The organism is Chryseobacterium joostei (assembly GCF_003815775.1).
In the GTDB taxonomy this organism is placed as follows: Bacteria; Bacteroidota; Bacteroidia; order Flavobacteriales; family Weeksellaceae; genus Chryseobacterium; species Chryseobacterium joostei.
The window spans coordinates 391,469-405,107 of the sequence record NZ_CP033926.1; the positions used below are offsets into that span (position 1 = coordinate 391,469).

At 32.9% G+C, this 13,639-nt stretch carries 14 protein-coding genes; 13 read left to right on the top strand and 1 reads right to left on the bottom strand.

Annotated features, from left to right (window positions below):
- Positions 1–30: 30 nt before the first annotated feature.
- Complete coding sequence (locus tag EG359_RS01825; RefSeq protein ID WP_076355566.1) at positions 31–516, bottom strand: hypothetical protein; 486 nt, start codon at positions 514–516, stop codon at positions 31–33.
- Between the two features lie 201 nt (positions 517–717).
- Here EG359_RS01825 and EG359_RS01830 point away from each other — a divergent pair, with 201 nt between their 5' ends.
- From EG359_RS01830 to EG359_RS01895, 13 genes are all read left to right on the top strand, one after another.
- Positions 718–2,196 carry a hypothetical protein gene (locus EG359_RS01830; protein ID WP_076355564.1) on the top strand — a complete coding sequence of 493 codons (1,479 nt, stop codon included), beginning with the start codon at positions 718–720 and terminating at the stop codon, positions 2,194–2,196.
- Between the two features lie 409 nt (positions 2,197–2,605).
- Entirely contained in the window at positions 2,606–3,235 is a 630-nt protein-coding gene (locus EG359_RS01840; protein WP_076355560.1) for a hypothetical protein, read from the top strand.
- A 7-nt stretch (positions 3,236–3,242) separates the two neighbouring features.
- The gene (locus tag EG359_RS01845) at positions 3,243–4,355 is read left to right on the top strand and encodes an SMI1/KNR4 family protein (protein ID WP_076355558.1); all 1,113 of its coding nucleotides are present in this window, start codon (positions 3,243–3,245) and stop codon (positions 4,353–4,355) included.
- Between the two features lie 121 nt (positions 4,356–4,476).
- On the top strand, positions 4,477–5,004 hold the full coding sequence (locus EG359_RS01850) for a hypothetical protein (protein WP_228435077.1): 528 nt from the start codon (positions 4,477–4,479) through the stop codon (positions 5,002–5,004).
- A 165-nt stretch (positions 5,005–5,169) separates the two neighbouring features.
- A complete protein-coding gene (locus tag EG359_RS01855) occupies positions 5,170–6,036 on the top strand; it encodes a DUF4303 domain-containing protein (protein ID WP_076355556.1) in 867 nt (288 codons plus the stop codon).
- 90 nt (positions 6,037–6,126) lie between these two features.
- A complete protein-coding gene (locus EG359_RS01860; RefSeq protein ID WP_076355554.1) occupies positions 6,127–6,888 on the top strand; it encodes a hypothetical protein in 762 nt (253 codons plus the stop codon).
- Between the two features lie 182 nt (positions 6,889–7,070).
- Positions 7,071–7,523 (top strand): hypothetical protein, encoded by a 453-nt coding sequence (locus tag EG359_RS01865; RefSeq protein WP_228435075.1) that lies wholly within the window; start codon positions 7,071–7,073, stop codon positions 7,521–7,523.
- A gap of 33 nt (positions 7,524–7,556) precedes the next feature.
- A complete protein-coding gene (locus EG359_RS01870) occupies positions 7,557–8,027 on the top strand; it encodes a hypothetical protein (RefSeq protein WP_076355552.1) in 471 nt (156 codons plus the stop codon).
- Positions 8,028–8,069: 42 nt separating this feature from the next.
- Positions 8,070–8,834: a hypothetical protein gene (locus tag EG359_RS01875; RefSeq protein WP_076355550.1), complete on the top strand. Its 765-nt coding sequence runs from the start codon at positions 8,070–8,072 to the stop codon at positions 8,832–8,834.
- 46 nt (positions 8,835–8,880) lie between these two features.
- Positions 8,881–10,098 (top strand): hypothetical protein, encoded by a 1,218-nt coding sequence (locus EG359_RS01880; RefSeq protein WP_076355548.1) that lies wholly within the window; start codon positions 8,881–8,883, stop codon positions 10,096–10,098.
- A 231-nt stretch (positions 10,099–10,329) separates the two neighbouring features.
- Positions 10,330–10,626 (top strand): contact-dependent growth inhibition system immunity protein, encoded by a 297-nt coding sequence (locus tag EG359_RS01885; protein ID WP_174567030.1) that lies wholly within the window; start codon positions 10,330–10,332, stop codon positions 10,624–10,626.
- Positions 10,627–10,733: 107 nt separating this feature from the next.
- The gene (locus EG359_RS01890) at positions 10,734–12,938 is read left to right on the top strand and encodes a tetratricopeptide repeat-containing sensor histidine kinase (RefSeq protein ID WP_076355546.1); all 2,205 of its coding nucleotides are present in this window, start codon (positions 10,734–10,736) and stop codon (positions 12,936–12,938) included.
- 2 nt (positions 12,939–12,940) lie between these two features.
- Positions 12,941–13,570, top strand: a complete 630-nt coding sequence (locus EG359_RS01895) for a response regulator transcription factor (protein ID WP_076355544.1) — start codon at positions 12,941–12,943, stop codon at positions 13,568–13,570.
- The last annotated feature ends 69 nt before the right edge of the window (positions 13,571–13,639 follow it).

Consider the following 13,639-nt stretch of genomic DNA (forward strand, 5'->3'; position numbering starts at 1 on the left):
GATGCTCCCTGAAAAATAATCTTAAACAATTTATTTCTTTGGATTTAGGGATAGGTTATCCAGGTAAACAGCTTGATGTATACCATTCAATAAAACTTTCAGTCCCAAATGCGAATCTTTCTTTAAAGAAATATTTACTACTTTTTTCTCCCCCGTTATCTTTGAAGGTTTAGCAATTGAAACATATGATTTTGTATCAGACGGATTGTTTATTGAGAAAAGCTCCAATGTGGTTTCTCCTCCGTTATCAGAAAGATCAAGGGAAAGGGTATAGTTTCCTGCCTTAATTTTTGGAGTCACTAAATACATATTTTCTCCCGGGCTGGTCATTGAATAAAAAGTGATTTTTTTATCATTAGCATAAAGCATTGCTTTTCCAGACTGAGCTGTCCAGCATTTGTTAATATTCTTCCATGTATCAAAATTTTCTACAAGGGTAGATACCGTTTTACATTGTGCATTGGCTGTTAGAAGTCCGCCGAAAACAGCTATTCCCGTTAATAAGAGTTTTTTCATGTTATACTAAAAATTGTTAAATAAAAATAGGTAAAAAGACTGTATGGGAAAGGGATTATTTTATGATTTAAGTTAGGTTTATATACTCTGAACTATTTTATTTCCGAGAATTAGTGTCATAAAATATAGCCGATAATCGGGATTGTCTTATTTTTCAATTCTCTTTAATATTGACTAATATGATGAGTAATATTTCAAAGCATGAGAACAATAACATTTAGTTTTCTTTTTATGTTGACATCCGTTACGGCTTGTGCACAAAAAAAAGATAATGCTCCCTTAGTTCCTCCAAAAATGAAGACCATACATAGTGTTCCTTTTTTAACAAAGCAAAACGATTTTATCTACGTAGATAAAACAAGTTTAAAACCAATTACTAATCAAAAATTCAAAAGGGCATCAGTATATACGCCTACAGGTTTTGCAACAGTTGCAAATGAAAAAAATGAATATGCAGTTATAGACGAAAATGGAAAAATAGTTTTGAATTTTTCAGAGGAAGACGTTAATTTAAATGTTGTAAATGGGCTTACATTTTATAAAAAGGATATTGAATACGAAAAAAAAATGCCTGTCTGGAAATGGGACTTGAATATCATGGGCGGGGATATCAAGAAAGAGCAAACCTACCATAAAATAGAGATTGGAGTTTTAGAAACCAAACAAATCTTACTGAATGAAGACATTCCTTATCTGGATGATAATTATTATCTGAACATTGTTTCAGTAGACGAAAATCACGTTTTTTGGAATGGAGATCTTTACGAAATTAAAAAAAGCAGGTTAAATAAAATTGAAAAAAATATAGCTGAGCTGTTAGAGAATAAACGTTTTATCAAGGCTTCAAATACAGATTTTTCAATGTATGAATTGGGTCAGAAAAAAGCCATTCACAGCGAGATGAAAGGTATTGAAACCCTTCAGCTTCAGTTTGGGAAAGAAACCATAACGATGACGGAAATTAATAAAGAACGTTATGAGCCGGAAGTTCCTAAGCTTTTAGTAGACAGTAAAACCAATGATGTTTATCCTTTTCCACAGTACGAAAAGGTATTTCCGAAAGAAATTACAAAGGCAACAGCCTTGCAAATTGACTTTATTAAGAAAGCTTCCCTAGTGTATTCCATAACCAATTCGCCTTATTTTTTATTGGGAGTTTTTAATTACGATCATGATGTCTGGGCATTCGATTGGCTTTATATTGATACCAAAGGAAATGTTGTAGACTCTATTGATAAATACAATTTTAAGGTCTTGGACCAGATCGGGAATATGGTTTGGCCTGATAGAAAAATGATTTTACCCAATCAATTCATTAATAAAAACTGGAAATTCGGGAAAATAAAATCTTATCGAGGGATGAATAATGGCTATCTTATTCAAATTGAAGACGAAAAACATTTGAAAACCATGGGCTTGTGGAACAGTGATAAAAATATTTGGGAGATAAAGCCTGAATACCATACTATCTCGGTTCTGGATACCGAAAAAGAGATCTATGCTCTTCAAAAAGAGGAAAAGGGTTTATACACGCTTTATGATAATAAGAATAAAAAGAATATTGGATCAAACGCTTATCAATTCATTAACTCGGATGGCTTGGTAAATGTTAACCTGAATTCAGAGAAAAATATGGATTACTATATTGATATCTATTCCGGACAAGAATACAAAGAATAATCATATAAATACACCAGCTATCATTTACATAAATCTATCCATTAAATACTTAATGTTAATATGCTTTCATCCGCAGATTTACACTTTGAAAGAGCATTGATTCTCACTGCCCTGATTCTGTTTTTAGGTGCAGGGTTTTCCTGTATGTTCATTATTAATTCTGTAAAAAAGAAACAGAAAAATATACTCTATTATGTCCTTTCATTTCTAGTTTCCGGAATTATTGTATTAGCTTTAGTCACATTTTGTTTTTATACGATGTTAATTGAATAGACTGAAATCTATATATCCTGAATCATCTGCCAAAAACGAAATAGACCGGAATGTATTAAACCCTATTTGGAGTAAATTATAAACTCCGGAAAAGAATGCGAAGAGAATTAAATAAGAAATTTAAAATATTACAACTATGATTTTCAGAAAGCTATTACCTATTGTTGCTTGTGTTATAAGTATCTCATCTTTTTCACAGATAAGAACAGGAGTATACTTTTCTTCAGATAAAAAATACAATGAAATTATTGAAGATGTTGGAAATCCCTTACCAGGAAATCCGGTGATGATTGTACAATCATTTGTTCCTAATTATGGAAGCTATATTTGGTTTCTGAATGAAAGTAAGTCTGAAAAACCTGCTTATTTAGATGAAAGCCCCAAAGATTTACATGCCGGTATTTTTTTGGAAGATCATGGAGGGATCATTCCACAGATCACCTTTAAAGACTTTGCAGGGGGCCTGGCACAACCTAAGTATCTCATTAATTTCTGTGAAATTGGAGATGCAGACCATGACGGCTTTCCTGAGTTTTACCTTACTTATTTTGAAGAATCAGACGGATTAGATGCTAAACCTTTGAAAGTTATAGTGTATACAAAGAGTGAAAAAACATTTTCAAAAGCAAAAATTACCGGATGGATTCCATTTCAGGAAGAAGATCAATATCGTGAAGAAAAAGATGCCAATTTCAAATTATTGCCCAAGGCAATAAGATTGAAGGCTGAAAAAACACTGAAAGACGCCAAAAACGGAATGAACTAGAATACCTATGAAACTACCCAACCAATGGCATAGCTTTATCAAAATATTTCAGAAGAAATTTGATTCTGAAATAGTATATGATATTGTACACATTTTTCAAGATCAAGAAACCATCAATGAGCGTTTTACTACCCATGAGTTTGAAATATATTTACCTGATTATATTCCCGTAGCCGACGACTCCGGTGGGCAGGTAGCTGTAATTTCTAAAAATGATAAGGATACAAAAGTATATCTTACATCATACGGAACATTGCAGGAAAAAGAGTTCAGAATATTGGATCGTGATTTACTGCATTGGATGCAGCAAAAATTTCCTTTTGATCAGAAAGCAAGTGAAATGCCTGAAATGACATCAGAACAGCAAGCTATATTTGAAAAAGAAAATGATCATTTGTTACAAAAAGTGAGGCAATTTCCATTGCTCCTGAATTTCTGGAAACAAACGTATTCGATTGAGAATTTATGCCTGCCGGAAAACTATCCCGTAGTAGAAGATATTCTGGCGTTCCAAGAGGGATATGCTTTTAGTTCTGTTGTCACTGAAAAATTAATAGGAGAAAAGGATGGAGACTTTAGGGATAGCTGGTTAGTCATCGCCAGTAACTATTTTGCAGATCCTTTTTTTATTGATTTTAATGATGCAAAGGAGAATTTTCCTGTATACTTTGCTTTTCATGGTGCTGGAAAATGGACGCCTATACAAATTGCAGATAGTATCAGTGAATTTCAAGAAATACTAAACAAGATTTTTGAAAATAGATTTGATAGAAATTATCTTGAATCTTTTCTAAAAGAATTAACAAGTTCAGGCAACGAGTTTTGGGATGAAGTGTACCAAAATGTTTTAGATATGTCGGATTATACAGAAGAAGAGCAAAACGAAAAGAATGACGAGTCAGACTGGCGCGAAGCCGAAGTATACATCATAGATATAGGTCCCAATAAAATGAAAATTGTTTCTTTATTAAAGGAAGTATACAAATTATCAGGGACTGAAGCTCTTCAAATGAGTAAACAAAACCGAATTTTATACCACAAGGGTCCTTACAAGTGGATACAATCAAGTGCCCGGGAATTGGAGAGTTTAGGAGCAACAATAGAAATAGTCACCTTATAGATATACGGTGATCATGTTGCTGCCCTGAAATTCTAATTACCATAAAAACCACCGTTTTCAGGGATGTTTTCATGTGGCATCTTTTGTTACTTTTAACTCATCTATTTTTAAAAGTAAAGCGGTGAAATACCTCATAATTTTAACTTCATTTTTAGCATTGTCCAGCTGTAAAACCGATGCGCAAAAATTGAAAATTTCTGCTATTTATACTGAACCCAAAAAAGTTACCAGAGAAATTCCTGGAACAGATTCAACCCATACTTTTACAACCCGTACCGAGGTTACAGAGCGACTGGCTCCTATGATTTTTATGCTTTCTAAAAATTCTGAAATACTCAAATTTCGTATACAGGGAAATATCAGTTCTAATGGACACTCCATTCATCAGATAAGAAAAATTCGTTTTGAAAAAGGAGAACAAAATGGAAATTACATGACACTGAGGTATTATGTGGAGATTAAAAAGAAACCAGGTAAAGAAAGTGCTAATGTGGTAGGATATAATTATACAAAAGATGAAACCTACAAAATACCAGATGATGTCAAATTAATAAAAATAGAATTGTACGAGGATAGGATCAATGAGATATCAAATACAAATCCCAAGCTTATAGCCGAACCAATCTTTAATTTTTTTGCAAAAATCTAAATACGTGAAAATGATAATACGTATTTCGGAACGTAAATTAAGATACCGGTTCTAGGAAACTTTACAACTATAGGATGGTTTCAAAAGCAGGATTTCAGCATTGTACCCGAATTTTGAAAATTATTTTTTAACGGAATGAATGCTCTTATTGAAAAATATTAAATTATGGGTAAAAGAAATAATAAGATAAATCTTAGTGAAGAAGAAGCTATAAAAATAATTGTTGAGCTTGATCAGATTGTCGTTTCATTCGACAAAATAAAAAGTCATTTTGCAGAAGAAAAGGATATCCAGAAACATGATAAAACGCTCAGCGATTATATTGTTAACGAAAAAGTAAATCAGACACTGGCACAAATCAGAAGTTTATTGTCTTCCAAATTTTCGCTTACAATAGGCGAAGATGATAAAGATGCTCTGGAAAGAGCATGTAATAGGAACAAATATTGGTCTCCGGAAGATAAAGAAGTTCCGTCCCTTTCAACAAATTTTGAAAATTGGCATGAAGAGAATTTATCAACTCTTACTTATTCTATAATCAATGATTTTAATTGTCTCTATCAGCTTTTAACCAAGAAAAAACAAAATATTTATGCCTTTGCTTTGGTATTGGATGATGATTGCATAACTGCTTATTCGGTAGTTTCTACAAAAGAAAGTCTAAAGAAACTTCATAAAAATAAAGAATGGGATGCTCCAGAATGGTGCTGGGGTGTAGGAGAAGGGGATGTGAAAGATGGTGTAAGCAATTTTATTGAACTGCTTTTGAAGCATTACTGGAACAATATTGCACCGCTATTTAAGCAAGGGTTTGATTATGCTCCTGAACGTCAAAAAAATTTGCAGCTATTTACAGATGCAATGTGTAGGGCCAAGCATGAGCTCGTAAAAAAATATGGTAATGAAGTCGAAAAGATGGCTTTTTACATCAGTATACCTGGTGAACCGATTGTAGAAAAAAACAGTGCATTAGCCATTAATAATAAAGATAATACGAAAGTAAAAGAGCTATTGGATAGCTTATACATTTAAAAACGGAGCATTTTCCGCAGATTAATTTGAAAACAAAATTCAAAGAAGCGGAAATCAAATGTATTTTACTTTAAAAATATCCATTTTTATATGAATATGAAATTAATTGATTGTTGCAACCATAATTTACAAACATTTGGAGTGGTTTGCGGACATCTTAAGACCAGTGGGAAGAATTTAGGCTTCCATGAAGAGGAAGCCGAAGACCAACGAAAACCCGATGCATGGTGCAATGATTGTCATGAACGTTGGCAATTCATGAATCAATCTGAAATAGAAAGAGAGCAATGGGAAGAGATATGCGATTTTAAGGTTGTATGTGGAGTTTGTTATGAAAAAATTAAAGAAGAAAATCAGACGGTCAATAATTTTGATATAGAAGTTTTGCCTGTTGAAAAAATTGAAAATCAGCTTTCAAGACAAGAATATTCCACCATGGCAGCTGAATATTTTCCGATATGGGTGCCTGATTTGTATGTGGGTATGATTTCAACTCTTGAGACACAGATTATTTCTATAGAGTCAAAACTGCTGAATGTAGAAGAAGCTTTGAAAGTAAATCTATCTCGAGACAAAACAGAGGAATGGATTTTTGCAACAAGCACAGGTGAGGATTATTGGACGTTTGATAGGGAGCAGAATATTATTTATTATGAAAGATTAGGGGATGAATTCGTTACAAAAAAAATGAATATTCATTTTGATCAATGGTTACAGCTTTGTTTTGTTCTGCAAAAATTAGATCGTATTCAGGAGAAATATTTGGTTACTATTGCCCTTAAAAAAGCATTACAACAAAGCTTCTCTATCATCAATCCGGTATTAGTTGATCACTTTAAAAATATTATTTAATGATAAATCGTCTGGGAAATATCAGGAATGTTTAGAAAATCAGGTTAAAAAATACCTATGAATATTTTACAAGACTTAGAAAAGGAATTTAATTTTACTTATCCTGAGCTTTGAAAAATTAAACATACAATTTGATTATTGGAAATAGAGTAGTTGACTCCATAATTATAAAAAACACAATGATGAAAAAGAATTTTGTCTTCCCGTTTTTGAGTGCCCTGTTGATCATTTTCTTCAGTTGTAAAAATCCGGAAAGAAAAAAAACAAATTTCCAGAATTATCTGAAAAATACAAACTGGATTGTTGATAGTGGCGGACTTATGACCCCAGATGGAGAGAAAACCTATGATCTATCCAAAAGAATAGACACTGCAGTTATTTTCAACTTTCATGCTGTAAATTTTTTGGATGAAGAAAAATTCAAAAGCTATGACGCATGGCAATGTGGAAACGATTGCTTCACAGAGGTACATGGCAGATATTATTTTACGGAAGCCAACCAGATAAAAATGGAAGTCGATAGTATTAGAAAATCTGAATTCTGTGATGTACCTACCCAAATTTTTAAACCATCAAAAGAGATGTTTTTTAATCTTGTAAAAGAAAAAGAGAAACTACAATTAGTAAGAAAATAAAATGACGTTTCAAATGTCAAATTTCAGTATGATATGAAAGATATAAGAGAGGGATTTAACCACCATAAAGTTATTCTGAAAATAAAACAAAAAATTGAGAATCACTATTCTGATAAATTTACATATGCTATGCCTGATTGGGCTATGATGAGTGCTGCCCCTGATATTATATCCATTCTTACTATTCATAGTGAAGAGGGAGTACAGATAGCAAAACAAAAAGTTAATTTTCCAGTTGATTTTTATAACATTTCCTCTGTTGTAGACTATGTAGATTTTTTATCTCATCAAATGAATACTCAGAAAGAAATAATAGGATATGTAGTTTTTTATAATAAGAATACGCTCATTATAAAAGATCCCAATTATTTGCAGGATTTGACTGCATTTCAAGAAAATGAACTTAACAAGTATAACCAGGCTCAATCACAAGTTGATATTTCTCTCATGCTTACAGACCAAAATTGGGACGAAGTAAATGTACTTGATGATTTGTTAAGCTAGATGGAATAAATACACTTCAGTTAAAATTTAAAAGAAAATAGAATGACAGATTTAATAAGAATATTCCCTGCTTATGAAGCCGTATTTTATGATGACATTGAAAATCATAAAAAATATTTTCTTCCGATTTGTTCAATTAATTTAAAGATGATTGATCCATCAGAAGATCAATGGCTGCATATTGTTTCTGTAAAGGAAATTTATGACGGCTGTGTTGGGGAGAACAAGCCGGAATATCACACACAATTTACCAAAGCCGATATGTTTGGCTTTGATGTTATTGACGGCAAATACAAATTTGATGCAGATTGGAATTATTTTTCAGCACATACCGAGATTTTCCCGGAAGATTATGATAACAATTATTCAGATGTAGAGATTGAATACAATATGAATGATGCAATGTATCAATTAAAAAAGGAATATTACCAAAAGCACAATAAGCTTTATGATAAAGATTTCAATCGACCGGGTTTAGAGGTTTACGACATTCGCCGTTTAGAGCGTTTACGAAATCTTACAGTTGAAGATCTGGAGAAAGATGGTTACTCAGAATATGCGGAGGAACGTTTGCAAAATAAGATTTTTGGTATTTTTGAAGAACTTAATACCAATGCGCTCCCCTTAGAAGAATGCAATTTCGGAGGTGAAAACCTCATTGAAAAACCCTTTAAAGCAGACGGAACCCTAATGGATTATATTGCATGTTTGGAAGGCTATGATTTTCAACAAAATTCGGCAGACCAAGTGTTTTTATTTTATGACAAAGAGCTTAAAAAGGCAGTTATTTGTTTAGAATACACGTAATCTGATAGAAAATTCAACTTTGCAAAACATATAAGAGAAAAAGAAAATGGATAATAAAGAAATCTGGATAGACGGAGATACACTTTTTTATAAAGATCATGGAAACATTGAAAATGCAACCATTAATGCAATAAAATATGCTTATGTGCAGGTTTTAGGAGATGTACCCTTTCTGTTTGTTTTTGCAGGTCATCAACACTATATCTCTACTGAACTACATGGTTTTGAAGAAGTGTATCACAAACTGTCGGATCGTTTTCATTTTGATAACGAAACTTTTTTTGCCGTATGTAAAGCAAGAAAAGAAGATGAGAAAGTAAAAATTTGGGCAAAAAAAATACCTCAGAATTATCAAGTTTTGGAGGAATATTATGATGATGGTGATTTGGGCTACGAAGTATATACTGAACCCAAACAGATGATATCCTGGGATACTACCTATGAACAATTGGAAGCATGGGGTTGTGTAGAAGCTTATTTTACCGACTTCGGGGCTAAATATTTAAGATTCAAATATCCGGTTAGAATAGAAAGTATTCTTATTGATCAATTGGAAATATATACAGACAACATTAGTACTAATCGCCCTGTACAGGAGCTTTTCGTAAATCTGTACGATGAAACCAATACCGATAAAAGCTACAAAAAACTACGCGAACTCTGGATTGATGACGATATTGATATTAATCAGTACGGTTATGAAAGAGACGACCAATGTTACCTGCAATTTGCTTTGGTAGATGGTATAAGCGCTTCTATTTGCTATACTTATGATAATGATTATGGGTATGATGATGGAAGTACATCGCTTCATTTTTATAACAAAAGACAATACAAGTATTTTTTAGAAAATAATGAATATGAAGAAGTGATGGAAGTCTCCGAATTACTATCATTCCCCAATAAATTAGAGTTAAGTGTTAAATATATTGATAATGATAGAGTTAAATATATTCCACTTAAAGTAAAAGAACTGCTGCAAGAAAAAAGTGGTATCTGGCAAGACCGTGTTAATAATAAAATCGGATTTGCGGGAATAGATACTGCATTGATTTTAGACCTTGAAGAAATTAAATATTTTACCCTTCAGAATGTTCTTCCCGCAAAAGGAGCAGGGTATGCAGACCTTATTGTTCATCTTAAAACAGAAAATTATTTATATATTTTTACAGAGGACACCTATTTCTTTGATCGGTTTGCTGCACAATTGGAGCAAATGACGAAAAGGTCGGTTGAAATCCCCCAAGCGTATTATAACTGTTAAATCATGCATATCAGATGTATATAGGAAGGTCTGGAAGAATTGACTATTGAAAATAAAGGCAAATTGATGGATAAAAATATTTCTTTTCTCAATAAAATCCCAAATCTGGAATACAGCATCGAAATCGGAAGCTTTGGTGCAGGGAGTAATAATTAAAGAGTCTTGGAAAGTCAGTATTTTGATTTTCTTAAGCTTTAAAAACAGCCTTGTCAAGGCTAACAAAATAAATTAATGATGAATAATTTTCAAGCCAATTTTCCTTTAACATACCAATTATTGGGTGCTTGGTTTAGCGATATAGATTATGAAGATATTACATATGAAGAGGTGATTGAAAACTATAAAAAGGTAACAAAGAAACAGAACTTAGAGTTATTAAAATTAGAATTACCAAAATTAAAAAAGGAACTAGATAAAAATACGATTGATCATCAATACATATCTCATCTTTCGAATATTTATTTTGAAAATAATGATGATGTATTAAAATGGCTCAATGAAATATCTACCTATCTGGAAGAAAATTAAACAGGAAATCTTTCGCTGTAGAGCATGGTTTTCAAAATGGATGAGCGGGTATTTTGCCTATATTTACGTTCTTTAATTCAATTCAATTTAATAGAGATAAGGGTTTGATGTACAGGTTATTATTTATATTTACTTTACTTATTTTTCCGTTTTTTGTTCAAGCACAAGATGTTTTAAGCAAATTAGAGAAAGAATATAGCCATGCTTCAAATACAATAGAGCAGCTAAATCTTGCTCCCAAGTATGCTACTGCCTTATTTTTTCATAACCATAAGGCTAAATCATATCAAATTTTACAAACCAATATTTATATTGCAGCAAAACAGCCTGATGGGAAGTATGCCGTTATTTTATATGCTGTACAGGCAATGAATTATAGACTTGACAATAAAGAAACTGAATCTTTAAAAAGTCTGGAGACGGCAAAGAAGTATACCTTAAAGACAAATAATAATGAAGCTAAAGGCTATTTTCAATATGCAAAAGGATGGATTCTAACGCGTAACAATAAAACGGAAGATGCTGTTGCTGCTTACCTAAAAGCTATTGATTATTACGAAAATTCACCCACAACATCCACACTCTACGGGAGGTTTGGTAACGTAGCCAAAGAGTTGTCTGCCATTTATTCTAACCTTAATGAATACCAACTGGAAGAGAAATACAGCAAACAGTTTTTGCTGTTAGCTTCCAAACAAAATGATCCAAATCTTATCTTCGATGCGTATATGCGAATGGGGTATGTGTATGAACAAAAATACGATCAGAACCCATCTAATATAGATCTAAGAAATAAAGTAGAGCAATATTATTTACAGGCTATTACGATTTTTAACAAACGTAAGGATGCCATGCTCAACAAAAGCAGTCTTTCTTATGCTGCCATTAATTTGGCCAATCTGTACACAGGTTTTGATAGAGATAAGGCCATGCAATATGCCCAGTTAGCCAATACTGTAAGTCTGGAAACAGGTGAAGCTATTCATATTGCCTCTTCATTTGGAATTATGGCAGAGCTTGCCATGCAAAATAAAAATTACGATCTAGCAAAGTCTTATTTTCTAAAAGCCTCCATGGAGATTGGAAAAAGTCCGGTTAGAGATCAGAATATAGAATTATCTATTTTAGAATCCTTGTCTCAAATTAGTGAGGAACAAGGCAACTACAAAGAAGCGCTGACATATTATAAAAGTTATGTAGATAAGTACCAAAGCCTTTATAATCAGGAGAAACTGGATATTACGAAGAGACTGGAATCACAGTTTGAGAAAGAGCGACAGGAACAAAAATATATAAAGCTTCAGCTGGAAAGTGATAAAAAAGCACAGCAAATCAGCTTGATGAACATTCTTCGGAAACAGCGTGAACAGGTTTATAACAACCTAAAACTTGTGGAAGAAAATCAGCGTGAACGACTCAAATTTTCTGAACTTGAATCCGAAAAAAGAGCGCAGCAGGTTCGTTTATCAAAGTTAGAAACACAGCAGAAAAACAACGATATTAATACCATTAAAAAGCTTTTAGCCTACAAGGAAAAAATCAATTCATATTACGTTATTTTTATTGTTATTTCCATTGTGTTAATTGCCCTATTGTTGTATGCTTACAGGCAACGTGTTCATTCTTTGAAACAAAGAGATGAACTGCATGCATTGGCAATGGAAAAAGAAAAACAAAATTTAAAAATATCTACGCTTACTGCACTGCTTGAGGGACAGGAACAGGAGAGAGGCCGCTTGGCTCGAGATCTTCATGATGGATTGGGAGGCTTGCTTTCCGGAACTAAACTTCAGTTGTCTTATTTAGATCCTCATAAAACCCAAACCATACAGGAAGGAATTTCAAAATCAATTGGCCAGATTGATGGTGCTGTAGAAGAACTGAGACGTGTAGCACATAATTTAATGCCTGATTTACTGATGAAATATGGTTTGGAGGTAGCCATTCAGGAATTTGCATCCCGTATGTCCAATGCCACATTAAACATCCATACCGAATTTATCAAATACAGTAATTCAATATCACAAGACAAGCAATTGTTGCTGTACAGAATCATCCAGGAGTTGGTAAATAACGTTATAAAGCATGCCGATGCTTCCGAAATTATTATTCAGATCAGTGAAGAAGAGAATGTATTAAACCTTACAGTAGAGGATGATGGTAAAGGCTTTGACCATGCGGCCTTAGACATGAGAAAAATAGCAGGTTTTCATAATATAGAATCAAGAGTCCAATTTTTAAAAGGAACGATGAACATCATCTCCGAATTGAATGTTGGAACCAGTATAGAACTTCAAATTCCTATTCATTAAACATGATAAAAGTAGCCATAACAGACGATCATCCATTACTATTGGAAGGTCTGAAGAACATTTTAGGAAATAGTGATACGATAGATGTAGTAGATTGTTTCAGAAACGTTTCAGAAATGAATGCAGGTTTAGCGAAACAAGCGATCGATATCTTGTTGCTAGACATCAATTTGGTAGATACCAATAGCATTGAGCTCATAAAACCTTTAAAGAAAAAGTATGAAAACCTTCAGATTATTATGCTGAGCGTTCACAACGAACTGCCTGTCATTAATAGTACCTTGTCTGAGGGCGCCTTGGGATACATTCAGAAAAACGCCTCTGTTTCAGAAATTCTGGAAGGGATTAATACCGTATATATTGGAAAGCAGTTCTTATGTTCACAAACCAAGCTTATTCTGGATAAAAAATCTTCAGACGGATTAAATCAGGTTCCAAAATTAACTCGAAGAGAAAAGGAAATTCTAGCCGAAGCAGCCAAAGGACTTACTACCAATCAAATGGCGGAAAAGCTTTTTATAAGCCCACACACCGTAGAAAGTCACAGGAAGAATCTCATAGAAAAATTTCAGACTTCTAATCTTAGTTCAGCCATTAAACTAGCCATAGAATACGGTTTAATCATCACATAAAATAAAAAGGCCTGCTTTCGTAATGAAAGCAGACCTTTTCTTATATAATCAAATAATTAGGTGTGTAAT